Genomic DNA, 24373 nt, shown 5'->3' on the forward strand with positions numbered 1-24373 from the left:
CGACAGCTGCTACGGAACATATCGAGCGGGGTTTACTTCGCGCCGTAGATATCGAAGTCGAAGTACTTTTTGTTGATCTTCGCGTACGTGCCGTTGGCAAGAATGGTTGCCAGGGCCTTGTTCAGGTCTTCACGCAGTTCAACGTCACTCTTGCGCACGCCAATGCCGTCACCGACGCCGAAGAAGTCCGGGTTGTCCAGGGTGCCGCCGGCAAACTCGTAGTCCTTGCCCACCGGTTTATTCAGAAACCCGTAGCTGGCCTGAATCGAGCCCTGCAACGATGCATCGAGGCGCCCGACCACGAGGTCGGCGTAGACCTGGTCCTGATTCTGGTAAGAAAGAATCTCTACCCCCTGCTTGCCCCAGACGGCTTTCGCAAAAGCCTCCTGGGTCGAGCCCTGCTCCACGCCGATGCGTTTGCCTTTGAGCGACTCGACGGTCGGCTGCAGGTCCGATCCGCGCTTGATGACCAAGCGTGCCGGCGCGTTGGATACCTTGTCGCTAAACGCAATCTGCTCCTGGCGCTTGGGGGTGACGGTCATCGATGACGCGATAGCGTCGAACTTGCGCGCCAGCAGCCCTGGAATCATCCCGTCCCAGCTGCTTTCAACCCAGACGCATTTAGCGTGTAACTCTGCACACAGCGCGTCGGCGATGTCGACGCCAAAACCGGTCAGCGTGCCATCCTGGTTTTTGTATTCCAGCGGTGGATACGTCGGGTCAATACCCAGTCTCAACACTTTGCCGGACCAGTCGGCCGCACCGGCCAGGCCGGATGCCGTCATGAAAACCAGTGAAACCGCCGCGATCATCTTATTCATTGTTATTGTCCTCCAGGGGTTCGCCGAGTCGGGTTACCGACCGTTTTTTTTTACAACCGTGATGCTCAAAAATATTGATGTTCAAAAGCCGTGCGCCTCAACGCAGAAAACCCTCGGCCAACTTCACCCAATAGCTCGCGCCGATTGGCAGGCAGGCATCATTGAAGTCGTAACCGGGATTGTGCAGCAAACAGCTGCCATCGCCCTGGCCATTGCCGATCACCAGATAACTGCCGGGGCACTGTTCCAGGATGAACGCAAAATCTTCGCTGGCGGTGAAAGGCCGCAGGTCTTCGATCAGTTGCTCTTCTCCCAACCACTCCCGTGCAATCTGCCGGGCGAACTCGGTTTGCTCCGGATCGTTGATCAGCACCGGGTGGCAACGGTAATAATCGATCTCGGCCTGCGCGCCGAAACTCGCAGCCTGGCCGTTGACCAGATCGGTAATCCTGCGTTCGAGCAATTGGCGAACCTCAGGCGTCAAGGCGCGTACGCTCAGGATCATTTCCGCGGACGCGGGAATCACATTCGAAACGCTCCCGGCATGAATCGAACCGACCGTGATGATCGCCGTTTCCTGCGGATTGACGTTGCGCGAGACGATGCTTTGCAGGGCGATCACGATCGACGCGCAGACCACCACCGGGTCGACTGCCTTGTGCGGCACCGCGCCATGGCCACCGGTGCCGATGATTTTGATCGTGACCGTATCGGCAGAGGCCATGAACGGCCCGCTGTAAAACCCCAACTGCCCGGCGGGATAGCCCGGAATGTTGTGCAGGGCAAATATCGCATCACACGGGAAACGTTCGAACAGCCCGTCCTCGAGCATTTTCTTCGCACCGCCCAGCCCTTCTTCGGCCGGCTGGAACACCAGATTTAACGTGCCGTTGAAATCCCGCGTTTGCGCCAGGTATTTAGCCGCCGCGAGCAAGGTTGCCGTATGACCGTCGTGGCCACAGGCATGCATCACGCCGTCGATCCGGCTGGCATAAGGCAACCCGGTGGCTTCCTGAATCGGCAGCGCATCCATGTCAGCCCGCAGCCCGAGGGATCGGCCCTCGCCATTTTTCAGGGTCCCGACCACGCCGGTCTTGCCCACGCCGGAGCTGACGTCATACCCCCACTGCGTCAAGCACTCGGCCACCAGTTCACTGGTGGTGAACTCTTCAAAGCCAAGCTCGGGGTGCGCGTGAATACGCTGACGCAGGGCGATCATTTCATCCTGCAGCGCCGCGATTCCCGGCAGGACGTGGCCAGCATTCATGGGTGTGCTCCTCGATAAGAATATTCAGCTGCCGGCGATTCAACGTGGGCGCTGTCGGGTCGATCTTAGGGAATGGGCCGTAGGCTGGGGAGGCTCAGTTTGGTTATGATGACAACCAACAGTTGTCGCCCAGGTGAGCAGATGAAACTGCATCAATTACAAGCCCTGATTGCCAGCGCCGAGACCGGCAGCATCCGCGCCGCTGCGCGTTCGCTGGACATCTCCCAGGCCGCGGTGACCAAAGCCCTGCGCGAGCTGGAAACCGAACAACAGTTGCCGCTGTTCGTCAGAACCCCCAGCGGCCTGAACTTCACCGAGTTCGGCAAGGTGCTGCTGATGCACGCCCGGCTGGTGCTCAAGCAACTGGAACATGCGCAGACCGAGCTTGATCACTTGCGCGGCAAGGCTCAGGGGCGACTTTGCGTCGGGGTCACGCCCTGGGTCGCGTTAACCTTCCTGCCCGAAGTGGTCCTGGCTTTTCGGGCACGCATGCCTGAGATTCATCTGGAGTTGTTCGAAAGCCTGATGGCGGTGGCCCAGCCGCTGCTGCGTGACGGCAGCATGGATTTCGCCATCGGCCAGCTTCATCCAGCACAAGCGACCGCGGAATTTGCCTGCGAAACCCTGCTCGAATACCAGACTTCGGTGCTGGTTCGCCAGGGTCATCCACGCCAGAACGCACGATCGATTCACGAGCTGCTGGACCAGGACTGGACCCTGAACTACGCGCCAGACGGCCACGATGCGCTGATGCAGGAGCTGTTCTGGAGGCACAACGCGCAGATCGATGAACAACGCATCGTGCGCGCCCATTCACTGGCGATTCTGCAAATGATGCTGGAACAGGCCGACATGTGTACCTGGGGCCCGACCATCCTGAGCACCGCCTCACCCTTCCTCGGCCGATTGGTGTCCGTAAACCTGACCGAGCAGTTCGAACCGAGACAACTGAGCATCGTTACTCGCCGCAACGGCTCGCTGAGCAATCCGGCGCTTTGCTTCACCGATTGCCTGCTACAGGTTATTCGGCGCCATGCGCGCTCGGCCAAGAAAGAAGACCGGCAGCTGTTTGATACGCTGCGGTTGCTGGTTTGAGATCAGAAACAACCCTGTCAAAAAATTTATCCATGTGGGAACAGGTCGAAAGTTTGCCCTCTCTAGGATGAGCGCAAGCCTGAAGTTCAGGCAGCAATCGAGGCTCACCCACTTATGACGCATTCACTGACGACCAAGGCCAACTACAGCATTGTGTTGGTCAACTACAAATCGCTTGAACTGACCAGGACCTGCCTGCAACTGCTGCGCGAGCATGTGCAAGAGGCTGGCGTGCCGGTGTTTGTGGTGGACAACTATTCGAACGATGCGAGCAGCGAATACCTGCGCACGCTCGACTGGATCAACCTGATCGAGCGCAAAAGTACCGCACCTGAAGCCGGGAGCTTTGCTCACGGCCGAGCCCTGGACCTTGCCCTGGAGCAGGTTGAAACCGAGTACCTGTTTTTGCTGCACACCGACACGTTCATTTACGACCCGGCTGTGTTCAGCCTGATGCTCAGCCAGTGCGCTGGCCCGCAGGAAGTGGCGGCGGTCGGCTGCCTGGAACAGCTGAATCGCGGCGTGGCCCGATCGGCCTGGCGCCTGACATCACGGTTTTTCAAGCACTACACCCGGCGCAGCTTGCTGGCCTTCGGGTTGAATGCACGGGCGCCGAAACCGTTCAGGGAAGTTCACTTGAAGAGCTTTTGTACCCTGTGGAATGCGCGCCTGATTAAACAGCACGGTCTGCGCTTTCAAATGGATGGGCGCAATCCCGGTTACGAACTGCAAGACCGGATCGCTGCGCTGAACTACAAGATCGGCTTTATTTCGCCACGCACGATTTTCCGTTATCTGGACCATATTCAAAGCGGGACGGTCTCAGCGATGGGCGGTTATGCGCGCAGCCATCGACGGGTCAAGATGTACCACCAACTGACTGGGCAGAGCCCTCTATTATCCTGACCCGGTGATGGGCGCCAGAGGCCATTCGGCCAGCGCCCGATAGCGGCCTTTATGCGACTCGAACAGCGCAAAATGCCCGGCACTCAGATGAAAGTCGGGGGGCGTGTCAGACTCCGGGACAGGTTCTCGAAAGTCGCGCATCAAGGTCAAATGCGGACGATATTCCCTGGGAATGTCGGCAAACCCAAGCGCCAGCATCGCCTGCTGCAAGGCATACACCAGCTGACGCAACGGCAACGACGTCTGCGTTGGCGCGAGTAACAAAACACCGGCGCGGCGCCATGCATCCAGGTGGTCGAGAGAGACCGTCAACCGCTCGCCCGGCGTTCGGACTTGCGCGGCAGCCGCGCAGATATCCGGAATTTGCGTCACCGCCACAGCCCCCAGAAACATCAGCGTCAGATGAAAGTTTTCCGCTGGCACCGGGCGCCCGCTATTAAGCCTTAGAGCGCTTCGCCATTGGGCGATGGCTCGACGTTGTGCCGTGGCGCAGGGCAGCGCGAAAAACAATCGCTTGAACGGCTCGCCCTGCTCACGCGGTCCAGTGTTCATGCCGTGTACCTCCCGACTGGATCAGGACTTGCCGCCCAGCGCAGCCGACAATGCGCCATCCCGCCCATAAATATCCGGGGCATACAGCAACTGGCCTTGCCGGTCGGCTTGCACGGTCCAGTAACTGAGCAGGATCGGCACCGGTGTCGCGAGCCTGAATTCGTGGGTCAGGCCTGTCGCCAACAACTCATTGGTCCGCTGACGCTCAGCCGGACTCAACAACAGATCGCGCAACTGCATCGCTTGCTCGACCCGCACACAGCCTGAACTGAACGCCCGCGGCGCCTTTTGGAAAAGCGCCTGGCTGGGGGTGTCGTGCAGGTACACGGAGAACGGATTGGGGAAGCGGATCGCCATTTGCCCCAAGGGATTCTTCGGTCCCGCGTCCTGGCGCAGGAGGATGTTGCCGGGGTTATCCCAGTCGATCTCGTCCACCGCCAACGGATGGCCGTCGCTGTCCAGCACCTGCAGGTTTTGTTTACCGAGGAACGCCTGGTCCCGGCGAATTTCCGGCAGCTTGTCTTCACGCATGATGGTCGGCGGCACTGTCCAGGTCGGGTTCAGGGTCAGGCGCGTGACCGACGACTTCAGCAGCGGGGTCTGCCGCTCGGCACGCCCCACCTGAGTGCGCGTCTGCCAGACCGGCAGACCGCCCTGATAGACGGTCAGCGTCGCCGCGGCCACATTGACCAGCAAACCATTGGGTTCCAGATCCTGCGCCAGCCAGCGAAACCGTTCGAGGTTGATCCGCAACTGCTCGCGCCGCAGCGCCGGGCTGACGTTCAGCTCGGTCAAGGTGCCCTCCCCCAGCACGCCATCCGCTTGCAGCGAATGGCTCAGCTGGAAGTTTTTCAGCGCACTCACCAGCTCCTTGTTGTAGACCGTGCCGATACCCGCGGAAGCGCTGGCCAGATAGCCCTCGCTGAACAGTCGCTTCGCCAGCTCGGGAACTCGCGCATCCTGTGCGCCGGGTTGCAACAAGGGCCCACTGGCGAGCACCTGCCAATGGGGCAACGGCTGCCGGCGCTGCCGGGCATAAACACGGCGCAAGCTCTGGTATTGCTCAAGGCTTGGACGGGCCAGCTGAAAAGCCGTCGCCATGTCTTGCAGACCCGGCCCGGCAATGGCCAGCACCTCGGCGGGTCGGGCGTGCGGCAACGACTGCGCATGCCACAGCGGCTCGAAACGCGATTGCAGCAAGCGGCCGTAACGGAGGTCCTGCAAGGCTTGCAGGTAACGCTGACTGATGCCGATGTCGGCACACAACGCATCCTCCTCAGTACCGCCCGTGGGCAGGCTGTAGCGCTTCGGGTCCAGTCCGTCATCGGCCAACTGCTGCAACTGTGCCTGCAAGGCCGACAAGCGTCCGTTGGCCGTCCAGATCAGGACGTAGTCCTGCTGCTGATAAAAAGCCTGCAACAGCGTTTGCGCTGACGCGCTCAGGTGCGCGGCCAGGCGCGGGCAATCGACCGGCAATTGAGTGAGCGCCAATTTCAATGGGCTGTCGTGATCAGCCAGCTCGTTCTGGGCAGTCGCGACCAATGGCGCAGCGAGCAGGAAAAGGCTCAAGTAACATGCGTACTTTTTGATCAACTGCTTTACTCCACTCCATGGCCGTCTCGTAGACGGTCAACCTCTGCAGCAGGTGCGGCAAGCAATAAGGCCAGCGTAGCAACAGGCCTGCCGGGGAAACGACAGGAAGTCGAGAGCCAACAACGACACTGGGACTCTCAACATATGCTGACCTTTTTGCGCCGACGCTGTCTGGCAGCTATAACGCTGGGCGCGATGTGCAGTCCGGCATTCGCCGCCGACACCCACAATCAAGCGTTGTATAACAGCCTCGCGCACGCCGCTCCAGAACTCAATCCCCAAGCACTGCACAGCGCCCTGAGCGCCATGCAATGCGCCGTCAACAGTGGCGCCAGACAAGCCGAGCGCCTGGCCGTGATCGACTATTCGCAACCATCCACGGCTCGTCGTCTTTGGATCTTCGATTTGCGCAAAAAGTCCCTGGTGCTGCGCGACCTGGTCGCCCATGGGCAAAAATCCGGGGAAAATTTCGCCACGCAATTCTCCAATCGCGTCGGCAGCTATCAGTCCAGCCTGGGCCTGTTTCGCACCCAGGAAAGCTATCAGGGCAGCCACGGCTACTCGCTGCGCATGGATGGCCTGGAACCGGGCTTCAATGACCGCGCACGTGATCGCGACATCGTGATCCACGCAGCCGACTACGTGAATCCCTTATGGAGCGAACGCCAGGGCCGCATCGGTCGCAGCCAGGGTTGCCCGGCCGTGCGCCCGCAAGTGGCGCGCCAGGTGATCGATAAACTCAAGGACGGCCAGTTCATGTTCTCCTGGTATCCCGACCAGCGCTGGCTGAAAACCTCGGCCTACCTCAACTGTCGGCCACACCCGGTGACCGACATCCTCACGGCGCACAATGACTGACTCGCGGTCTCAGCCCTTGGCCGCCATCGCGGTGACTTCCACGCGCATGCCTTCGACCGCCAGGGCGGCTACGCCAACGGCGGCGCGCACCGGCCAGGGTTTGGCGAAAAAGCGTTGATAGACCTCGTTGAAGGCGGCGCGGTCGGCCATGTCGGTGAGGTAGATGGTCAAATGCATGACCTGGTCCATGGAACTGCCGGCCCGCTCCAGCGCAACCTTGAGTGCCTGCAACGTGCACTCGCTCTGCTCGGTGATGCCACCCAGCTCCAGGCTGCCGTCAGCGCGAGTGGGGATCTGAGTGGAGACCAGCAGGCCGCCGAAGCTGGCGACGTCGGAGGAGATGGATTCCGGATCCGGGTCAGGGAGGAAGGTCAGGTCGTGGTTTGCCATGGGGGTTCTCTTGCATGAAGTGATAAAGGGGTGAATGTGTAAACTGCGGCCAGTTTACAGCCCCATCGTTGGGGAACAATCTTGGCGTGGCCTTTTGCGAAGCCTCCGGCAAATGCCCGGTGCGATGGTCCGGCACCGGTACCGCGATGATCGAACTGGCCCGGAAAAATGCACAAGCCATTGCCGCCGGCCATAGCTTCATCATTTTTCTCGGCGACGGTTTCTACCCGCTGAACGTGTTGAACACCCTCAAAATGGTGCCCAAGGTGTGTCGTGTCTTTTGTGCAACCGCCAACCCGACTGAAGTGATTCTCGCGGAAACCGATCAGGGGGCGTGGTGGATGGCTTCTGTGCCAAGGGCATTGAAGGCGACGAAGACATCCTGTGGCGCAAGAACCTGTTGCGACAGATCGGTTACAAGCAGTGAAGCGGCCTGCATCACTGTTCGGGGGCAACCACCCGAAACTTGATGTTGATCTCGTTGGAGATAACCCCGTAATCGGCCCATTCGCCCTCCCCGATCCTGAAGTCGCCGCGCTTGAGAATGAACTCGCCATCGAATACGCCGATGGCGCTCTCAGGCTTCAAGGTGATTTGTGCGCCGACCTCGCGGGTAATGCCCTTGAGCGTGAGCTTGCCAGAGACCTCGTAGCGATTGTTGCCGAGTGCCTTCACGCTGCTCGATACAAACTTCGCCTCCGGATAAGCCGCCGTGTTGAACCAGGCGGGCTTTTTCAACTCGCTGTTGGCATCGCTGTTCCCGGCATCGATGCTGTCGAGCTGAATGGTCAGTGCGGCGCGGGCCGCCGAGGGGTTCGCCGAGTTGAAATCGAGGGTGGCCTCAAACTTGCCGAACGTGCCATAGACCCTCGCCCCCATCTGGTTATAGGTGAAGCTGATCTGGCTGGCGCTTGCGTTTACTTTCTTGTATTCGACGGCCTGGGCGCCCGCCGTGGTAGCAAATGCAAGGACTGCAGCCAGGATGACAGAGCGTGAAAATCGATGGGTCATGGGATTATCCGGTCAGTGGCCTGCTTCATGGCTTGAGATGCCGTGGGGCAGGCGGGCGCTTCGACGGCAGTATGCGCGTCAGCACGTCGTCGCGATCAATGAAATGGTGCTTGAGCGCCGCGCACGTATGGACGATCACCAGCACCAGCAATGTGTAGTTGAGCACCTTGTGCACATCACTGAGGCGGTCGCCGAGCGCGGCGTCCTTGGGCAGCAGGTCCGGCAGCGGCAAGACACCAAACCACGACGTCTGGAAGCCTTTTGCCGAACTCATCAGCCAGCCGCTGAGCGGAATCGCGAGCATCAGTGCATACATCACCCCATGCGAAACATGGGATGCGAACCTCATCACGGCCGGCACGCTCGTCGGCAACGGCGGGACAGGATGGCCCAGGCGCCAGCCGAGTCGCAGCAGTACCAGAAAAAACAAGGTCACCCCGGCCCACTTGTGCCATGAGTACAGCTTCAGTTTGGTCGGCGAAAGCGCAAGCTCAGGCAAGTAATAGCCAAGCGCAAAGGTGCCGATCAGCCCGAGGGCTATCAGCCAGTGCAGGCAAATCGCCGTGCGGGTGTAACGATCGTTCATGAGCACTCCGCGTCGACTGACGACGTGACCGGGTAAAAACCTCGCTGCCTGACGGCCGGTACATTGTTGATCTGTACCAGTACTTGCGCAAATGCTTTGACGGCAAGCTTGCCTACGCAATCGCCTTTTGCCTCGCAGAACCCCTGGCATCACAATTGTGGTTAAAATGCCGCCCCTTTCATATTGCCGGCCCTGCCCGATGAACCCTGACGCCCTCGCCATCCTCCGCCAGCATTTACTGACGGCTCTGACCGCTGTCCCCGAAGAAACCCGCCGCGTGTTCCATGGCCGGGGCCGATGCTGGCCGGGGCTGGAACAACTGACCGTCGACTGGATGCAGGGTGTGGTGCTGGTCTCGCTGTTCAAGGAGCCTGACCCGGCGCAACTGGAGGCATTGAAGCAGCTGTTGATGGAGATCGCGCAATCGCCTGCGTGGGAAAAGTCCGGCGCGCATACGCTACTGCTGCAACATCGCTACCTGCCGCAAAGCACCACCGAATGGTTGCTGGGGGAAATGATCGAGGAATGGACGATCACCGAAGGCGGCCTGCGTTATCGCATCGACCTGGGAAAAAAACAGAACAGCGGCCTGTTTCTCGACATGCGCTACGGCCGCAATTGGGTGCGCGCCAATGCCCATGGCAAACGCGTCTTGAACCTGTTCGCCTACACCTGCGGGTTTTCGGTGGCCGCCATCGAGGGTGGCGCGGAGCATGTGGTCAACCTGGACATGTCCCGCGGCGCCCTGAGCCGCGGACGCGACAATCACCGACTGAATGGGCACGACCTGAGCAAGGTGAGTTTTCTCGGCCATGACCTGTTCAAGTCCTGGGGCAAGGTCATCAACAGCGGCCCTTACGACCTGATCATCATCGACCCACCGTCTTTCCAGAAAGGCAGCTTTCTGCTGACCAAGGACTACCAGCGCGTGTTACGCCGCCTGCCAGAACTGCTCACCAGCGAGGGCGTGGTACTGACCTGCATGAATGACCCGGCCTTCGGTCCGGACTTTCTCATCGACGGCGTCACCCGCGAAGCCCCGAGCCTGCGCTTCGAACAACGCCTGGAAAACCCACCGGAATTTCCCGATATCGATGCTGAAAGCGGCTTGAAGGCGCTGGTGTTCAAGGCAGGCTGATTAGCCTCTACGGGGCTTAGGCCCTCGAAAAACACCTGGCGTCTACACCAATGACTACAACCTACCAGCGCCTTGCACCCAGCCCGACCAGCCGTATTGGACTGGTTTGCTCAGCAATCGGCCTCCTGAAAAACCAGATTCAGGTAGGAAGTCGACACCGGAGTGCAGCACCTTCAGTAACTTCCTGCATTGGGCTCGGACGGTTCTCAAAGACAAAGTGGATCAGGCTGATATCCAGCGTGCGCCCAAACGATTGAAATACTGGGCGAGAATCCCTGTCGGTGCTCAGACCGCGTCATAGACTTTGAAACCGCTCATCAAGGCGACGTTGACCGAAAGGACTACGCTCAACCACAATGCTGGAGGTAGCGCCAATGTAGCTACAAACTAACAATGAGGTCATTACCATGGGTGCATTGCTGAAAACCACTGACGTGCGTTGCCGCATTGATGAGGATCTGAAGATGCGTGCCACCGAAGTCTTGAACGCCTGCGGGCTGAGCATTAGTGATGCCATGCGTCTTTTTCTCCGTCAGGTCGTTGCGACTCAAGGGCTCCCGTTTGAGATACGCGTCCCTTCGGAAAAAACTGCCCGCGCCATGATCGAAGCGCGAGGCATTCGCCAACAGTTCGACTCGATAGACGACATGCTGAGGGACACTGATGGCGAAACCGGAGAAAAAGCAAAAGCGCGCTGAACTGCCAAAGCAGTGTGCTCAAACATCGGAATTCAAGAAGTCCTGGGAACGTTACAAGCGGGCCGGACGCCGTGACATGAATGAAGTTCGTCAGGTGATGGTCATGTTATTTCTGGGGGAGCAACTGCCGGCCGAGTACCTGGATCATGCTTTGACGGGCGATTGGTGTGGTTTTCGGGAGTGTCATATTGGGGGGGACTTCTTGATGATCTACGAGCACTCATGTTCTGACTTGATTACATTTGTTGATCTCGGAAGCCATCCTGAACTGTTCAAGTAGGGCTCTGAACGCTAAATATCAGCGTCCGAGCCTCTTACATCTCAGTTGTAAACGACGGTGCCCGTCAGAACGCGAAGTAGCATGCACTACCGCCTACCCGAGTCGCTCCTGCACAAAAGCCCTGGCTTTGGCCGTCATCTGGTCGAGATGCCGGTCGCGCTGTTTTTCGGCGTCGAGCATCGCCCGCTTCCCGTGTCTTTGCAGCAGATACGTATGGATCTGCCGCACTTCTGTCGAGCGGTAGATCGGCGCTGTATCCAGCACGCCCATCAAACCGCCCGTGCTGTGATCACGAGTATTCATCAGCACCTGCGGCCCGCGCGCACCCAGCACCTGAAAGCCCATCGCTTCGAAACAGGCAACCTTGCCGACCGCGCATGTCAGCTCGGCATGCGGATATCGGCCGAGCATTTCCTGGACCATCGCCCGTGCGACGCCCTGGCGCCGATGACTGGCTTGCACTGCCATATAGGCCACGCCGCACGCCTCGGGATCGTCCTTGACCGGCAGATACAGCAAAAAGCCGATGACCTTCGAAGGGGCCTCATCGTCCGTCGCGACGATCAATTCGACGGCGATCCCCTTGGACCCGCCGAGCGCTTGCAAATAGAGATGAACCTCGTAGCCGATCGCATATTGATACACGTTGAACAGGAGGTTGCTCGGTGCAATCGCCACCGTGCTGATATCGGTCAGATAGTCGACGACCATCTGCAGAATCTGGTCGTTAATGTGCTCGGAGCACAGGGTTTCAAAATGGGTAATAGTGAACATCGAACTCATGCCTCCTTCGCCTTCACTGCCGCCAGCCACTCAGGATTCAGCTGATTCTGCTCAGTCTCGATCCCCAGCGCTTCCATGCTCGCCTTGTGCTGATCGATCTCGCGAGTCATCTGGCTGAGGCTGCTGGTGTTGCCGTCCAGTTGGTGCATTTGCGTCAGCCCCAGGTGATAAAAGCGCAGCAGCTTGATTGCGCTCGGGTTACCGGCCTGCACCGCGTCAGTGACTTTATGCATGACGTTGGTGACGCTCATCAGGCTGCGCTTGAGTTGCCAGCCGTACACCGCCGCCGCCATCCACGGCTGCGACCAGCCTTTGGTTTTCATCAACGCGGCGCTAAGGATGACGGCGGCAATGACGCCCCCCAGGTTGAAGCGAAAGTTATCGCCACCGGGTTCGCCGAACAGCATGACGGCCAGGCCGGACAGCGTCATCGCCAACAAAATGAAGGTCACGGCGATGATCACGGTGCTGCGGCGCGTCTGCTGTCGATAGGTTTCGGGGTTCCACGGCTTGATCTCGAACATCACGGCAGGGCTCTTTTGCTAAGTTGAAGACAGGATGCGCGGCATTATCGCCCGTAGAGCCCGATACAGACACGCTTAATCAACAGGACGCCTCACCGCCCCCGGTAAACACGCTGCATCAGTTATTTATACTCAAATGCCAGCTTAATAATATTTTACCGATACCGGGGTGATCCCTAGTCTTGAGCCCAAGAAATGGCAGGTCGTAACCGACCCTAATCCAACTTCGAAGGGCATTGAGATGACCATTGAAACAATAAAAACAGACACGCTGATTGTCGGCGCGGGAATTCGCTGATCTCAGCCCGGATGGCTTTGCCCCGAAAGAGCGGGTAGCCGACTACTTCGAAGCCTATGCCAGGAAATTCAACGCGCCCATCCGCACCGGTGTGGAGGTGAAGAAAGTTGAACGCAATGTGAGCCGCCCGGGCTTCACCATTGAAACCTCTAAAGGCGTGATCGAGGCCAACCGTGTGGTGGCCGCCACCGGGCCTTTCCAGCGTCCGGTCATCCCGCCGATCGCGCCGAAAGATCAGCCGTTCCTGCAGATCCACTCGGCCGACTACCGCAATCCAGCGCAATTGCCCGAGGGCGCTGTGCTGGTCGTCGGGGGTGCAGATCGCCGATGAATTGCAGCGTGCCGGCAAGCAGGTGTACCTCTCGGTCGGCGCGCACGACCGCCCTCCTCGCGCCTATCGCAACCGTGATTTCTGCTGGTGGCTGGGCGTGCTCGGCGAATGGGATCAAGCGGCCATGAAGCCCGGTCGCGAACACGTCACCATCGCCGTGAGCGGTGCGCATGGCGGCCGTACGGTGGACTTCCGCGGGCGGGCCCATCGCGGCATGACGCTCATCGGCCTGATCCAATCGTTCAATGGCGCCGTGGCGACCTTCCAGCCGAATCTTGCCGACAACCTGGCACGCGGCGACGAGAACTATCTGGCGCTGCTCAATGCCGCTGACGCCTACATCGAGCGCAATGGCCTGGACCTGCCGGAAGAACCTGAAGCCCGCCATACCTTCCCGGACCCGGAGTGCGCGACCCATCCGATTCTTGAGCTCGACCTGGCCAAGGCCGGCGTGACCTCGATCATCTGGACCACTTACCTCGGCACCGTGCTCGGTTCGAGCCTCTCGTTCAACTTCGGCGCCGTCGCCGTGCTGGCAACGCCCGTGGGCATGGACACCATGGACGCGGTCAAACTCGCCACCGGCTCCATAGGCCCATTGATGCTGTTGCTGTTCCTGCTCAGCGTGATCAGCCACAACGCCCTCAACCTCTATGGCGCCGTGCTCTCGCTGATCACCCTGGTGCAGACCTTCGCCGCTCGCTGGATTCCGACCGCCAAGAGCCGCGCGGTACTCTCGATCATCGTCCTGGCCGCCTGCTGCTTCGCCGCCATCGGCGCCTCGGCGGACTTCATCGGCCACTTCGTCGACATGGTGCTGGTGCTGCTCGTGGTGCTGGTGCCGTGGACCGCAATCAACCTGATCGACTTCTACGCCATTCACAAAGGTCAGTACGACATCGACTCGATCTTCCATGTCGATGGCGGGATTTACGGGCGCTACAACCCGCAGGCGCTGCTGGCCTATGCGATTGGTATCGCCATGCAGATTCCGTTCATGAACACACCGTTGTACGTCGGGCCGATCTCGGCGCACATCGATGGGGCTGATTTGTCCTGGCTGGAGGGCCTGCTGATTACGTCGCCGCTGTATTGGTGGTTGGCAAACCGGGACAGCGCCTACAAGCGTCGGTTGTCGAGCGGGAAACTGGCGAGCGCCGTGTAAGGGATAGCGCGCAGCGTTCAATCGTAAAAACCCCGCACTGTGTTGCGTAATGCCAGTCAGATCACGATGGGCATCGGTCAGAACGCTTGAGCACCGCACTGAGGACGCGCTGTCCGTATAAGCCGACGCCAAGACCCGACACGATGAGAACGACTGCAACGATTTTGTTGACTGACAGGCTCTCATTGAAAATTGTGACTGAACCGAGCAATCCGAATACCGGCACCAATAACGACAATGGAGCGACTGTAGACACGGGATATCGTTTCAGAAGTGAATTCCACACCCAGTAGCCGAAGAGTGTATTGGGGTAGACCTGAAACAGAATCGACAGGACGGCGCGGTAGTCGAGTTGATTCACCAATGCGCTGTAACCCGTTGAGCCGTTGACAGCGTAATCCAGCGCGAAAAGAGGGATGGGCGAAAACGCGCTGGACCACACCAGGAAAGCGAAGACCTGGGTGGTCTTCGCTTTTTTGTTGATCACGTTGGCCGCACTCCAGGCGACCGCTCCCAGCAGCACCAAAAGCAGCCCGGCCGTCGTGACTGTCCCATCAACAATCGAGATGATGCTCAACAAGCCACAGGAGGCGATACCTATACCCGCCAGTTGGTAGCGGGAAATCGCTTCCTTGAATATCCATGAGCCCAACAGGAGGGTGAAAAATGCGCTGAACTGAAGCACCAGCGAAGCGATGCCTGCTGAAAGCCCAGACTGGATGCCAAGGTTAACGACGCCCCAAAGTCCGATACCGAAGACCAGACCGTAACCCATGATGTAGCGCCACTGCACATCAGGTTTCGGAATGAAAAAGATCGCTGGAAGTGCGCAAAGCGTGAAGCGAATGCCAGCAAGGATCAGCGGGTCAACGGTGGTGAGACCCAGTTTGATAACCGAGAAATTCACGCCCCATATGGCCGTAATCGAAATGGCGAGTAGCAGGTGCCTGGCTTTCATGCTGATCGTCCTTGATGGGTCGTTGAAGCATTAAACGTGAGAATCCACAGCAGCAAAGCAGCAGCGCTGATCAAGGCGCCCAGCAGGCTTACTGCCATCCAGCCCCAGAGCGCATAAACCTGAGTCGCGGCTGCGGCTCCCAGCGCGCTACCGACCGAGTAGAAGCACATGTATGCGCCGACCATGCGACTTTGGGCGTCGGGTCGTGCAGCAAAAATGAGGCTCTGGTTGGTGACGTGTACCGCTTGCACCGCGAAGTCGAGCAGGACTACGCCGCAGACCAGCGCGATCAGGGACGTCTCGGCAAACGTGATGGGTAACCAGGACAGCGTCAGGAGCCCCAGCGAAATGCCGGTCACTCGTTGCCCCAGGCCTTGATCGGCCCAGCGACCGGCTCTACTGGCAGCAAGGGCACCGGCGACGCCGGCCAAGCCAAACAGGCCGATGGCGGTGTGTGAAAGCGACAGCGGCGGAGCGCTCAACGGCAGCACCATGGATGTCCACAGCACGGAAAAAGCGGCAAAGATCAGTAAGGCCAGAAGGCCCCTGGTGCGTAAAGTGCGTTCGGTAATGAACAGTTTGAAGAGTGAACTCATGAGCGTCAGGTAGGAGTCTTGGTGCCTGGGCGGCGCCGTGACAGGAACCACTTTCCACAGCACCGCCGCGATGCTCAGCATCAATCCTGAGGACACGAAGTAAACGGCGCGCCAGCCGGCGATGTCCGCAATCAGGCCAGAGGTAAACCGCGCCAGAAGAATGCCCAGGACAATTCCACTGGTTACCGTCCCCACTGCCTGCCCGCGTTGTGATGGCGTTGCCAACACGGCGGCGTATGCCACCAGTACTTGAACAACCACTGCCAGTAAGCCCATCACGATCATGGCGCCCAACAGGGCCAGCCATTGCTGTGCTGCGCCGACCGCCGCGAGTGCAACCGCAGACAGCAGGACTTGAGTCAGAATCAGCCGCTTTCGGTTGACCCTATCGCCCAGTGGGACGATGAACAGCAACCCCAACGCGTAACCCACCTGAGTGGCCGTCACCACGCCCCCGATCATTCCTGAGGTGACGCCCAGGCTCTCAGCCATTGAGGCGAGCAAAGGTTGGGCGAAGTAAACGTTGGCGACTGCAAGTGCGCAGGTGACGGAAAACAATAACGTGAGCGACGGGGAAAGCCCTGGAGACCGGTCGGTCCTGCTGCTATCTCCGGTATCCGAATGCAGTAATCCCGAAGGCTGTCTGGAGAACCGTTTGGTGGCTGAGTCGGCATCTGCTGTCATGTACACCTCCATGGCGTTAAACTGGTTTCAATTCAGAACTAGATTTCATTGTTGCTGTATCAGGTTTTAAATTGCAACCACATTGCGCCAGGCTGGTGGACAGACTTGGCAACTCCACATTCCGCAAGGTCAAAAAAATGGTCGAAGATGCCTCACCACACAGCAGCGAATGCCCGGTCGCAAGAACACTGGAGGCCATCGGAGATCGTTGGTCGCTCATGATCATCCGCGACGCGTTTGACGACATTCGCCGATTCAGCGAATTTCAAAAGAGCTTGGGCGTGGCCAAGAATATTCTGGCATCGCGACTGAAGACGCTGGTTGAGGTCGGGGTTTTCGACGTTCGACCGGCGTCAGATGGCAGCGCCTACAAGGAGTACGTCCTTACGGAAAAAGGACGGGAGGTCTTTCCAGTTGTGGTCAGCATGAGGCAGTGGGGCGAACGTTTCCTGTTCAAGCCGCAGGAGACGCGTTCTGTGCTGATGGACAACGAGTCCGGCGAGCCTCTGATGCCGATGGATGTTCGCTCATCAAGCGGTCAAAAACTTGGACCGTCTGACTGCCACAGAGTGAGATTTGTTGGCGGCGAGTCGTGAATCGACAGCAGACTTGCCTCGCCCCGGAATCTCCTGACTGACTGGCCTTACACGGTGTTGCGGTTTTTTTTCTGCTCTTTTTTGCCGGGCGTTTAATAGAATGCTCAGGTTGAAAGCCCAGACACCGGCGCGTACTACAGTGCCACGCCCCCCCCTATGAACACCCATTTTGAGAGAGCAGCATGATCGAGGTCACCGAGGTTCCCATTGCCCAACTACGGGCGGCGCTCGAATCGGGCCAGACCACCGCGGTTGAACTGGTGCAGGCCTATCTCGCCCGAATCGATGCCTACGACGGCCCCGACACGCCCACCGCCCTTAACGCCGTGGTGGTGCGCAACCCCGAGGCGCTGAACGAGGCGCAGGCCTCCGATGCCCGCCGCGCCAAAGGCGAGACGCTGGGCCCGCTCGATGGCATTCCCTACACGGCCAAGGACAGTTATCTGGTGAAGGGGCTGACCGCCGCTTCCGGAAGCCCCGCCTTCGCCAACCTGATTGCCTATCGCGATGCGTTCACCATCGAACGGCTGCGCGCCGCCGGCGCCATCTGCCTGGGCAAGACCAACATGCCGCCGATGGCCAACGGCGGCATGCAGCGCGGGGTCTACGGCCGGGCAGAAAGCCCGTACAACGCTGACTACCTCACCGCCCCTTTCGCCTCCGGCTCATCGAACGGCGCCGGTACCGCCACTGCCGCCAGTTTCGCAGCCTTCGGCCTCGCGGAAGAAACCTGGTCGAGCGGACGCGGCCCCGCCTCGAACAATGGCCTGTGCGCCTACACGCCGTCACGCGGGGTGATCTCGGTGCGCGGCAACTGGCCGTTAACGCCGACGATGGACGTGGTCGTACCGTTTGCCAGAACCATGGCCGACCTGCTCGATGTGCTCGACGTGGTGGTGGCCGAAGACCCCGACACACGCGGCGACCTGTGGCGGATGCAGCCCTGGGTGCCGATCCCGAGCGTCGCCTCGGTGCGTCCCGCTTCCTATGCCGACCTTGCCGCGAAGCCCGATGCACTCGCCGGAAAGCGCTTCGGCATTCCGCGGATGTACATCAACGCCGATCCCGAAGCCGGCACCTCTGAAGCACCGGGCATCGGTGGCCCGACCGGGCAACGCATCAACACCCGCGCCTCGGTGATCGGGCTCTGGGAACAGGCTCGCCAGGCACTCGAAGCCGCTGGCGCCGACGTGATCGACGTCGACTTCCCGCTGGTCTCCCATTGCGAAGGTGATCGCCCCGGTGCGCCGACCGTGTTCAATCGCGGCATCGTCTCCAAAGAGTTCCTCCACCATGAACTGTGGGACCTGACGGCCTGGGCGTTCGATGACTTTCTGCAGGCCAACGGCGATCCGAAATTGAATCGCCTGGTCGACGTCGACGGCCCGCTGATCTTCCCGCACGACCCCGGCACCCTGCCCAACCGCGAAGGCGACCTTGCCGCCGGCATGGACGAATACGTGCGGATGGCCGAGCGCGGCCTGACGCCGTGGGACCAGATCGCCACAGTACCCGACGGCCTGCGGGGGCTTGAACAGACCCGTAAAATCGACCTTGAAGACTGGATGGACCAACTCGGCCTCGATGCCGTGCTGTTCCCGACCGTCGCCGACGTCGGCCCGGCGAATGCCGATGTCGACCCGACCTCGGCGGACATCGCCTGGAGCAACGGCATCTGGGTCGCCAACGGCAACCTCGCCATCCGCCACCTCGGCGTGCCGACGGTCACCGTGCCGATGGGTGTGATGCCGGACATCGGCATGCCGGTCGGGCTGACCTTTGCCGGTCGTGCGTATGACGATTCGACGTTGCTGCGGTTGGCTTCGGCGTTCGAGGCGACGGGAACGAAGCGGATGATTCCGCCAAGGACTCCGGCGTTGCGCAAGTAAATGGCTCTGTAGTGAAATGACAGGCGGATGCGATGTTGCGTCCGCCTTCTGCTAGATTTGCCACCCCAATGTCACAACAAGGAATGTTTGCACATGAAATTCGGCTACATGATCATCTACGTCCCGGACGTTGCAGCCTCACTCCAGTTCTTTTCATCCGCCTTCGGGATTGCCACCCGCTTCCTCCACGAATCCGCCACCTACGGCGAACTCGAAACCGGCGAAACCACCCTGGCATTCGCTGCCGACGAACTCGCGGCGATGAACTTCAGCAGCGGCCACATCTCGGCCCACGCCTCCCCCAAACCACTGGGCATCAAAGTCGGCCTGGTGACCGACGACGTCCCCGCCGCCCATGCCAAAGCGCTACACGCAGGCGCCACTGAATTAGCCGCCCCGCTCATCAAACCCTGGGGGCAAACCGTCTCCTACGTTCGCTGCCCGGACGGGACATTGGTGGAGCTTTGCACGCCAGTGCAGGCGTGAGCGATAGCTAGGGCCTAGATGCCGAGTTGGCAGGCTACGAACGCAGCCTGCCAATCGCCCGCCGATACTTTTCAATTCGCTCCAGATCTTCCCAGGACGGCTGTGCGATTCGGGACAGGTCGCTGTTCTCTTCAAGGTCAGCCAGCTTGACCACCCGGCCTATCGGGTTCTGCGCCGCTCGTTCGACGAACAGCTCGTAGGACTCTCCCGGCAGCTTGGTGACAGACTCAATGGCCGCCAGCACCGTTTCGCTGAAGCCTTCTTGACGCAGATCATCGAGGCTGATGCCAGAGTCCTCGACCACGTCATGCAGAACCGCCACGATCCGCTCTTCCAGGGTGCTGACCCTCAGCATCACTTTCAGCGGATGCAAGATGTACGGCGAACCGCCCTTGTCGACCTGCCCTTCGTGAGCGGCAGCAGCAATGGCGATGGCACGTTCCAGTGTTTGAGTCATCTCGGTTTTCCTTGGCTTCAAACCCGTAGCGGTTGCTCACGTTGATGTCGAGCTTGAGCCAACCTGCGACGGACTTCCACTCCCCCACGCTCGGAGCTGCCGAAGGCTCGGGCCGCGTTCGGACGATCTTTTGATTTTCAGCTCCGAAACTCTCGTAGGAATCCACCCACCGTGGCGAGGGAGCTTGCTCCCGCTGGGCTGCGAAGCAGCCCCAAATCCTGCAACCAATCTCCTCAGACACTCCGCAACGCCCGGTTTACGGCAAATACGCCGCCGAACATGGACAAAACCCATCGCCACAATGACCGCGTAGCGTCCTACACCTCGGTTGCGGCGCCAAAAACCGACGCCTATATTCGAGACGTCGCTGACAGCTGTTAGCGATAGGGTTTCGCAGCCCTACAGAAGATGACACACACCGCTAAATGACAACTGTGGCAAAATTTGCCGCCGTTACGTTTTATGGCGGCTGTGTGTGGGAGACCCTCGGGTCTGCCGGCTTGACTCTTCTCCGGTCTGCGAACCCGCACATAGCTGCCACCCATTTGTTTCGCAGCAGAAAGGTGGCACTTCATTATCCTTTGAAGAGCTCACACTTATGACTACGAACAACCCGCCCCACCGCTTCACCCCCATGTCCCAATTCGCCACCGACTGCCCAGTCCTGCACATCGATAGCGACGTCCCGCTACGCGAACTCCACAACTGCGTCAGCGAACGCCTCAACGCCGTCCTCAAATACCTGAACCTCATGGCCTGCACCAGCCTCCCCGACTACGCCGAGAACGACATCAACACTGTCACCAATATTGCTCGGATTATGGTTCAGGATGTGGCTGATGTGTTTGGAGTGATTGAGCAGCGTGGGTTTGATATGCCCAAGGGGCAGTGACCCGCATCGAGTCGCAAAAAAACCGCATTGCTGCGGTTTTTTTTGTCTGCTTACATTCCGTTTTTATCCTGCGTGGGAAATTGCACCCTACTTGACCACCCGTTTGCGTTGCATATGACCACCCATTTGCATAGGACCAGACCAGCCGTTTGCATGGGACTTGACCAGATGCTTTGAATAGATTCCTCAGAGCATCAGAATTTGCTCTCGGCCATTTTCAGATCACAGGGGGGAAATTGCACTGGCTTGCCCCCATTTGCGTTCGACTCGACCATTCACGTGCACCGTTTTTTGACCAGCAAGATTAGTGGAGACATGACCGGCAGAGAACGGCCAGAAGCAGACAGTCACCTCTCACGGATACGGAATAGCCGCGCATTAGCACGCCGCCAAAATCGTCAGTGCAAACATATCAATTTGCCGTCACCCCGCGGCATGGGTAATCTCTGCTGCGTCCACAACCTCCCCTAAGGGGGCACACTTCATATTGCGATGTCGAAGGCGTCATGGCTTTGCCGCGTGCCTTCACGCATCACTCATAAGAGTGCATCTCCTGAATCAACAGGCAATCATGGAACCTACAAGTCCTATGCTACGGAAAGTCAGCAACAAACTTTTCATTTGGGCAGCTATGGCACTTTCGACCACTCTCTTGGTCGGGTGCGCTACCTCAAGATATGACGGCAAACGCGAACCGGATCCCAGCAAAGCCATCATTCTTGGCTCGATTACTGAAGGCTTCCTGACACAGCCGCATGGGCTGGTGGTCGAGATCAGGAAGCATGGAGAACCGAACTCAATCCTCCAGCTATATACCCTGCAGAATGAAGACGATCAGCCATCACCGAATTTGCTGGGCAATCTCTTCATGTATGAAGTGTCACCTGGGGAATATGAATTCACGAGTTGGAGCTACCAGTATTACGCGGGCCGGGCAATGGCACGCACAGCGCCTGTAGTTTTCACAGTGAAAGCAGGGGAAATAGCCTACATCGGGGACCTCTACGCCAATGCCATTAGCTTCTGCCTGTCCAATGTGAACAACGACGACAAGACACTGGGTAATTTGAAGCGCAAGTACCCGATACTCAATGACCGGAAGATCTTGAATCTGACCGCCAAGAGTGGTTTTGAACCCTGGCCTAGCTCCGATGCAACTGACAACGGTAAAGGGCTCTGCAGGTACTGAGTCGACTCAGCCGGCCTTCCCATGCAGGCCGGCGCATAGTGATCCTCCCCCTTTCAAGGAATGTCCTTCTATGAAACGCTGCGCGCTACTTTGGGCTTGCCTGTTCGCAAGTCTGACCTTACTTACCGGCTGCATAAGCGGTCCCGATCTGAAGGGCCAACCCTTCTTCACGCCCCCCTCAGAGGCCAGCCCAGACCAAGCCACGGTGTACTTCTATCGCACCGCAGCGAGTATCGGCAATGGTGTTGCGCCGACCATCCACGTGGATGGCAAAGCCATCGGCAGCCTGCCATCCGGTGGCTATTTCAAGGCCAACATTCCTGCTGGTAAGTACAGGGTTGAATCAACCTCACCACCCATCATCAGCGGTATGGTCAATAAGCGTTTCGATATCAGCGTCGAGAATGGCAAGGTCTATTTCATTGCAGATCAGATCAGCACCTCTGCCTACGAGGATGGTCAGAGCCTAGGCGAGGTGGACGACGGTCGCTACGGTGGAACACGTTTCTACTTCCGCTATGCGCTAGTACCTACCGAGCAGGCTTTGCGTTCTATCAAATGGTGTCAGAAGGTGCCTGCAACCGCACTGTGAACGAATAGGGCTAAGCATTGCTGCCGGCCTGGTCCGAGAAAGAGAAGAATGTGTTTTTAAGGTGTCTGCTTTGGGTCCAGGCTGTGTGAAAACGTATGCCCCGTTTTGACGTCTGCGTTGCTACGTAAAATCTGCCAGCGTTTGGTTAGTCAGCAGGCCGTAAATTCGCGTAGGAACGCGATTTTCATTGCAGTCCTGACTGTCAAACCTGCTCCAAAACGTTTTCACACAACCTGGGTCGATTTCGGTCAGTCGTGACAGGCAGAAATCGGCTAGAACCTGCCGGTCACCGCAAAAGAAAATATGGATTCTCATAGAATGAATGAACGCGAAATATTTGGTCCTGCGTCCGGTTGCCAAAGCCTCTCGGAGCTGGCGTTACTCCAACGACGAGTATTGGGCGATGATGCCAAACGTGCCATCGCTGCTTACGCGATGGTTCTTAGTGGCCGGTCTGCGCCACAAGGCGACTACTTTGAAGATGCTCTAGGCGTTCTTGATTGTCTTGGGGCGGCTAAAATGGAATTGGATAAGTCTTCATTTCATACTAAGCCAACAGTTATAGTCACGGCCACAATTCTGTCCGAGACTCAAAGATTCGTGGATGAAATGACCATACCTTGTACTGAGTGGCCAACCTCTGGCGAAGTCGTTTCTTTCATTTTTGAGATTGCGGCTAAATTCGCATGTGCTGGGCCATGGAAACGGACAGTGGTTGGACTTCACGGGCAGGTCACCGGCATCGAAGAATTTGACCGTATCTGATGCTCAACCTTTCTATCACAGGAAATACCGGGACAGACCACGATTCCGAAAACCGTTGAAATCGTGGTCTGTCCCCAAATCCATCAAGGTCAGCCAGCTTGACCACCCGGCCTATCGGGTTCTGCGCCGCTCGTTCGACGAACAGCTCGTAGGACTCTCCCGGCAGCTTGGTGACAGACTCAATGGCCGCCAGCACCGTTTCGCTGAAGCCTTCTTGACGCAGATCATCGAGGCTGATGCCAGAGTCCTCGACCACGTCATGCAGAACCGCCACGATCCGCTCTTCCAGGGTGCTGACCCTCAGCATCACTTTCAGCGGATGCAAGATGTACGGCGAACCGCCCTTGTCGACCTGCCCTTCATGAGCGGCAGCAGCAATGGCGATGGCACGTTCCAGTGTTTGAGTCATCTCGGTTTTCCTTGGCTTCAAAGCCGTAGCGGTTACTCACATTGATGCCGAGCTTGAGCCAACCCGCGACGGACTTCCACTCCTCCACGCTCGGAGCTGCCGAAGGCTCGGGCCGCGTTCGGACGATCTTTTGATTTTCAGCTCCGAAACTCTCGTAGGAATCCACCCACCGTGGCGAGGGAGCTTGCTCCCGCTGGGTTGCGAAGCGGCCCCATATCCTGCAACCAATCTCCTCAGACACTCCGCAACGCCCGGTTTACGGCAAATACGCCGCCGAACATGGACAAACCACATCGCCACAATGACGGCGCAGCGTCCTACCCCTCGGTTGCAGTCGCTGATATCGACGCCTAAAGTTCTTCCGTGGCTGGCATCAATCGGCTACGGGGTTTCGCAGCCCTAACGATACGTGTAGTAACCTAAGCACCCTAAAAAGCAACGACGGTCGCATCAGCGTCCGAAGTCCGTTTTATGGTGGCTGTGTGTGGGAGACCTTCGGGTCTGCCGGGTTCGTGCGCCCAGCATGGGCGCAATCTTGTGGGTGTAAGTCCCACCGTAAGTTGA

The 24373-nt window shown here is 58.7% G+C and carries 26 protein-coding genes and 3 pseudogenes; 16 read left to right on the plus strand and 13 right to left on the minus strand.

Translation table 11 applies throughout. The features are described from left to right. Positions 1-32: 32 nt before the first annotated feature. Together FPT12_RS23905 and FPT12_RS23910 are read right to left on the minus strand one after the other, a co-directional pair. The gene (locus FPT12_RS23905; RefSeq protein WP_103316020.1) at positions 33-821 is read right to left on the minus strand and encodes an ABC transporter substrate-binding protein; all 789 of its coding nucleotides are present in this window, start codon (positions 819-821) and stop codon (positions 33-35) included. 97 nt (positions 822-918) lie between these two features. Continuing rightward, on the minus strand, positions 919-2088 hold the full coding sequence (locus FPT12_RS23910; protein WP_145020886.1) for a M20 aminoacylase family protein: 1170 nt from the start codon (positions 2086-2088) through the stop codon (positions 919-921). Positions 2089-2193: 105 nt separating this feature from the next. Between FPT12_RS23910 and FPT12_RS23915 the strand changes: the two genes are divergently transcribed. Together FPT12_RS23915 and FPT12_RS23920 are read left to right on the plus strand one after the other, a co-directional pair. After that, positions 2194-3183: a LysR family transcriptional regulator gene (locus FPT12_RS23915; RefSeq protein ID WP_178098873.1), complete on the plus strand. Its 990-nt coding sequence runs from the start codon at positions 2194-2196 to the stop codon at positions 3181-3183. A gap of 114 nt (positions 3184-3297) precedes the next feature. Further along, positions 3298-4089 carry a glycosyltransferase gene (locus FPT12_RS23920; RefSeq protein ID WP_145020891.1) on the plus strand — a complete coding sequence of 264 codons (792 nt, stop codon included), beginning with the start codon at positions 3298-3300 and terminating at the stop codon, positions 4087-4089. Here FPT12_RS23920 and thpR read toward each other — a convergent pair. Then, entirely contained in the window at positions 4081-4641 is a 561-nt protein-coding gene (gene thpR / locus FPT12_RS23925; RefSeq protein ID WP_145020894.1) for an RNA 2',3'-cyclic phosphodiesterase, read from the minus strand. The two genes, FPT12_RS23920 and thpR, sit on opposite strands and share 9 nt — an antisense overlap. A gap of 21 nt (positions 4642-4662) precedes the next feature. Beyond that, complete coding sequence (locus tag FPT12_RS23930) at positions 4663-6234, minus strand: murein L,D-transpeptidase (RefSeq protein WP_145020897.1); 1572 nt, start codon at positions 6232-6234, stop codon at positions 4663-4665. A gap of 144 nt (positions 6235-6378) precedes the next feature. On the opposite strand from FPT12_RS23930, the gene FPT12_RS23935 reads away from it, so the two are divergent. Beyond that, complete coding sequence (locus tag FPT12_RS23935) at positions 6379-7092, plus strand: murein L,D-transpeptidase catalytic domain family protein (protein WP_145020899.1); 714 nt, start codon at positions 6379-6381, stop codon at positions 7090-7092. 9 nt (positions 7093-7101) lie between these two features. Here FPT12_RS23935 and FPT12_RS23940 read toward each other — a convergent pair whose 3' ends face one another. Then, positions 7102-7482 carry a RidA family protein gene (locus FPT12_RS23940; protein ID WP_145020902.1) on the minus strand — a complete coding sequence of 127 codons (381 nt, stop codon included), beginning with the start codon at positions 7480-7482 and terminating at the stop codon, positions 7102-7104. A gap of 71 nt (positions 7483-7553) precedes the next feature. On the opposite strand from FPT12_RS23940, the pseudogene FPT12_RS23945 reads away from it, so the two are divergent. After that, positions 7554-7909: pseudogene (locus FPT12_RS23945) on the plus strand (adenosine-specific kinase); the annotation flags it as partial. A gap of 11 nt (positions 7910-7920) precedes the next feature. Here the strand turns inward: FPT12_RS23945 and FPT12_RS23950 are convergent. Both FPT12_RS23950 and FPT12_RS23955 read right to left on the minus strand, forming a co-directional pair. Next, complete coding sequence (locus FPT12_RS23950) at positions 7921-8493, minus strand: YceI family protein (protein WP_145020905.1); 573 nt, start codon at positions 8491-8493, stop codon at positions 7921-7923. Between the two features lie 25 nt (positions 8494-8518). Then, on the minus strand, positions 8519-9079 hold the full coding sequence (locus tag FPT12_RS23955; RefSeq protein WP_145020908.1) for a cytochrome b: 561 nt from the start codon (positions 9077-9079) through the stop codon (positions 8519-8521). A 199-nt stretch (positions 9080-9278) separates the two neighbouring features. Here FPT12_RS23955 and FPT12_RS23960 point away from each other — a divergent pair, with 199 nt between their 5' ends. From FPT12_RS23960 to FPT12_RS23970, 3 genes are all read left to right on the plus strand, one after another. Then, complete coding sequence (locus tag FPT12_RS23960; RefSeq protein ID WP_145020911.1) at positions 9279-10217, plus strand: class I SAM-dependent methyltransferase; 939 nt, start codon at positions 9279-9281, stop codon at positions 10215-10217. A 407-nt stretch (positions 10218-10624) separates the two neighbouring features. Next, positions 10625-10915 carry a type II toxin-antitoxin system RelB/DinJ family antitoxin gene (locus FPT12_RS23965; RefSeq protein WP_145020912.1) on the plus strand — a complete coding sequence of 97 codons (291 nt, stop codon included), beginning with the start codon at positions 10625-10627 and terminating at the stop codon, positions 10913-10915. Continuing rightward, on the plus strand, positions 10881-11195 hold the full coding sequence (locus tag FPT12_RS23970) for a type II toxin-antitoxin system YafQ family toxin (protein WP_145020915.1): 315 nt from the start codon (positions 10881-10883) through the stop codon (positions 11193-11195). Before FPT12_RS23965 ends, FPT12_RS23970 begins: the two co-directional genes overlap by 35 nt. A gap of 93 nt (positions 11196-11288) precedes the next feature. On the opposite strand, the gene FPT12_RS23975 is transcribed toward FPT12_RS23970, so the two are convergent. After that, positions 11289-11969, minus strand: coding sequence for a GNAT family N-acetyltransferase (locus tag FPT12_RS23975; RefSeq protein ID WP_145020918.1), 681 nt, complete (start codon positions 11967-11969; stop codon positions 11289-11291). A 5-nt stretch (positions 11970-11974) separates the two neighbouring features. Continuing rightward, positions 11975-12502 carry a DUF3087 domain-containing protein gene (locus FPT12_RS23980; RefSeq protein WP_145020921.1) on the minus strand — a complete coding sequence of 176 codons (528 nt, stop codon included), beginning with the start codon at positions 12500-12502 and terminating at the stop codon, positions 11975-11977. Positions 12503-12798: 296 nt separating this feature from the next. Here FPT12_RS23980 and FPT12_RS27745 point away from each other — a divergent pair. Beyond that, positions 12799-13606, plus strand: a pseudogene (locus FPT12_RS27745) (NAD(P)-binding domain-containing protein); the annotation flags it as partial. Then, positions 13592-14296, plus strand: a pseudogene (locus tag FPT12_RS27750) (cytosine permease); the annotation flags it as partial. The pseudogenes FPT12_RS27745 and FPT12_RS27750, both read left to right, overlap by 15 nt. A 61-nt stretch (positions 14297-14357) precedes the next feature. On the opposite strand, the gene FPT12_RS23990 reads toward FPT12_RS27750, so the two are convergent. Further along, positions 14358-15254, minus strand: coding sequence for an EamA family transporter (locus tag FPT12_RS23990; protein WP_145020924.1), 897 nt, complete (start codon positions 15252-15254; stop codon positions 14358-14360). Then, positions 15251-16534: an MFS transporter gene (locus FPT12_RS23995; RefSeq protein ID WP_145020959.1), complete on the minus strand. Its 1284-nt coding sequence runs from the start codon at positions 16532-16534 to the stop codon at positions 15251-15253. The genes FPT12_RS23990 and FPT12_RS23995 overlap by 4 nt, the downstream gene beginning before the upstream one ends. A 137-nt stretch (positions 16535-16671) precedes the next feature. Between FPT12_RS23995 and FPT12_RS24000 the strand changes: the two genes are divergently transcribed. From FPT12_RS24000 to FPT12_RS24010, 3 genes are all read left to right on the plus strand, one after another. Next, the gene (locus tag FPT12_RS24000; protein WP_145020927.1) at positions 16672-17130 is read left to right on the plus strand and encodes a helix-turn-helix domain-containing protein; all 459 of its coding nucleotides are present in this window, start codon (positions 16672-16674) and stop codon (positions 17128-17130) included. A 182-nt stretch (positions 17131-17312) separates the two neighbouring features. After that, complete coding sequence (locus FPT12_RS24005; protein WP_145020929.1) at positions 17313-19019, plus strand: amidase; 1707 nt, start codon at positions 17313-17315, stop codon at positions 19017-19019. Positions 19020-19112: 93 nt separating this feature from the next. Further along, positions 19113-19505 carry a VOC family protein gene (locus FPT12_RS24010; RefSeq protein ID WP_145020932.1) on the plus strand — a complete coding sequence of 131 codons (393 nt, stop codon included), beginning with the start codon at positions 19113-19115 and terminating at the stop codon, positions 19503-19505. A gap of 34 nt (positions 19506-19539) precedes the next feature. Here the strand turns inward: FPT12_RS24010 and FPT12_RS24015 are convergent, their stop codons facing one another. Next, positions 19540-19962 (minus strand): HD domain-containing protein, encoded by a 423-nt coding sequence (locus FPT12_RS24015; RefSeq protein ID WP_145020934.1) that lies wholly within the window; start codon positions 19960-19962, stop codon positions 19540-19542. A gap of 598 nt (positions 19963-20560) precedes the next feature. On the opposite strand from FPT12_RS24015, the gene FPT12_RS24020 reads away from it, so the two are divergent. The 4 genes from FPT12_RS24020 to FPT12_RS24035 all read left to right on the plus strand — a co-directional run bounded on the left by FPT12_RS24020 (position 20561) and on the right by FPT12_RS24035 (position 23400). After that, positions 20561-20854: a fructose-bisphosphate aldolase gene (locus tag FPT12_RS24020; protein ID WP_145020937.1), complete on the plus strand. Its 294-nt coding sequence runs from the start codon at positions 20561-20563 to the stop codon at positions 20852-20854. A 589-nt stretch (positions 20855-21443) separates the two neighbouring features. After that, entirely contained in the window at positions 21444-22043 is a 600-nt protein-coding gene (locus FPT12_RS24025) for a hypothetical protein (RefSeq protein WP_145020940.1), read from the plus strand. A 70-nt stretch (positions 22044-22113) separates the two neighbouring features. After that, positions 22114-22635: a DUF2846 domain-containing protein gene (locus FPT12_RS24030; protein WP_145020943.1), complete on the plus strand. Its 522-nt coding sequence runs from the start codon at positions 22114-22116 to the stop codon at positions 22633-22635. 318 nt (positions 22636-22953) lie between these two features. Beyond that, positions 22954-23400 (plus strand): hypothetical protein, encoded by a 447-nt coding sequence (locus tag FPT12_RS24035; RefSeq protein WP_145020947.1) that lies wholly within the window; start codon positions 22954-22956, stop codon positions 23398-23400. On the opposite strand, the gene FPT12_RS24040 is transcribed toward FPT12_RS24035, so the two are convergent. Next, a complete protein-coding gene (locus FPT12_RS24040) occupies positions 23369-23809 on the minus strand; it encodes an HD domain-containing protein (RefSeq protein WP_145020949.1) in 441 nt (146 codons plus the stop codon). The genes FPT12_RS24035 and FPT12_RS24040 overlap by 32 nt on opposite strands. Positions 23810-24373: the final 564 nt, after the last annotated feature.

This window comes from Pseudomonas sp. H3(2019) (assembly GCF_007713465.1).
In the GTDB taxonomy this organism is placed as follows: Bacteria; Pseudomonadota; Gammaproteobacteria; order Pseudomonadales; family Pseudomonadaceae; genus Aquipseudomonas.

Bases quoted from the DNA above. Each gene is read 5' to 3' on its own strand.
- FPT12_RS23905 (WP_103316020.1), bottom strand. From the start codon at position 821: ATGAATAAGATGATCGCGGCGGTTTCACTGGTTTTCATGACGGCATCC.
- FPT12_RS23910 (WP_145020886.1), bottom strand. From the start codon at position 2,088: ATGAATGCTGGCCACGTCCTGCCGGGAATCGCGGCGCTGCAGGATGAA.
- FPT12_RS23915 (WP_178098873.1), top strand. From the start codon at position 2,194: ATGATGACAACCAACAGTTGTCGCCCAGGTGAGCAGATGAAACTGCAT.
- FPT12_RS23920 (WP_145020891.1), top strand. From the start codon at position 3,298: ATGACGCATTCACTGACGACCAAGGCCAACTACAGCATTGTGTTGGTC.
- thpR (WP_145020894.1), bottom strand. From the start codon at position 4,641: ATGAACACTGGACCGCGTGAGCAGGGCGAGCCGTTCAAGCGATTGTTT.
- FPT12_RS23935 (WP_145020899.1), top strand. From the start codon at position 6,379: ATGCTGACCTTTTTGCGCCGACGCTGTCTGGCAGCTATAACGCTGGGC.
- FPT12_RS23940 (WP_145020902.1), bottom strand. From the start codon at position 7,482: ATGGCAAACCACGACCTGACCTTCCTCCCTGACCCGGATCCGGAATCC.
- FPT12_RS23950 (WP_145020905.1), bottom strand. From the start codon at position 8,493: ATGACCCATCGATTTTCACGCTCTGTCATCCTGGCTGCAGTCCTTGCA.
- FPT12_RS23955 (WP_145020908.1), bottom strand. From the start codon at position 9,079: ATGAACGATCGTTACACCCGCACGGCGATTTGCCTGCACTGGCTGATA.
- FPT12_RS23960 (WP_145020911.1), top strand. From the start codon at position 9,279: ATGAACCCTGACGCCCTCGCCATCCTCCGCCAGCATTTACTGACGGCT.
- FPT12_RS23965 (WP_145020912.1), top strand. From the start codon at position 10,625: ATGGGTGCATTGCTGAAAACCACTGACGTGCGTTGCCGCATTGATGAG.
- FPT12_RS23970 (WP_145020915.1), top strand. From the start codon at position 10,881: ATGGCGAAACCGGAGAAAAAGCAAAAGCGCGCTGAACTGCCAAAGCAG.
- FPT12_RS23975 (WP_145020918.1), bottom strand. From the start codon at position 11,969: ATGTTCACTATTACCCATTTTGAAACCCTGTGCTCCGAGCACATTAAC.
- FPT12_RS23980 (WP_145020921.1), bottom strand. From the start codon at position 12,502: ATGTTCGAGATCAAGCCGTGGAACCCCGAAACCTATCGACAGCAGACG.
- FPT12_RS23990 (WP_145020924.1), bottom strand. From the start codon at position 15,254: ATGAAAGCCAGGCACCTGCTACTCGCCATTTCGATTACGGCCATATGG.
- FPT12_RS23995 (WP_145020959.1), bottom strand. From the start codon at position 16,534: ATGACAGCAGATGCCGACTCAGCCACCAAACGGTTCTCCAGACAGCCT.
- FPT12_RS24000 (WP_145020927.1), top strand. From the start codon at position 16,672: ATGGTCGAAGATGCCTCACCACACAGCAGCGAATGCCCGGTCGCAAGA.
- FPT12_RS24005 (WP_145020929.1), top strand. From the start codon at position 17,313: ATGATCGAGGTCACCGAGGTTCCCATTGCCCAACTACGGGCGGCGCTC.
- FPT12_RS24010 (WP_145020932.1), top strand. From the start codon at position 19,113: ATGAAATTCGGCTACATGATCATCTACGTCCCGGACGTTGCAGCCTCA.
- FPT12_RS24015 (WP_145020934.1), bottom strand. From the start codon at position 19,962: ATGACTCAAACACTGGAACGTGCCATCGCCATTGCTGCTGCCGCTCAC.
- FPT12_RS24020 (WP_145020937.1), top strand. From the start codon at position 20,561: ATGACTACGAACAACCCGCCCCACCGCTTCACCCCCATGTCCCAATTC.
- FPT12_RS24025 (WP_145020940.1), top strand. From the start codon at position 21,444: ATGCTACGGAAAGTCAGCAACAAACTTTTCATTTGGGCAGCTATGGCA.
- FPT12_RS24030 (WP_145020943.1), top strand. From the start codon at position 22,114: ATGAAACGCTGCGCGCTACTTTGGGCTTGCCTGTTCGCAAGTCTGACC.
- FPT12_RS24035 (WP_145020947.1), top strand. From the start codon at position 22,954: ATGAATGAACGCGAAATATTTGGTCCTGCGTCCGGTTGCCAAAGCCTC.
- FPT12_RS24040 (WP_145020949.1), bottom strand. From the start codon at position 23,809: ATGACTCAAACACTGGAACGTGCCATCGCCATTGCTGCTGCCGCTCAT.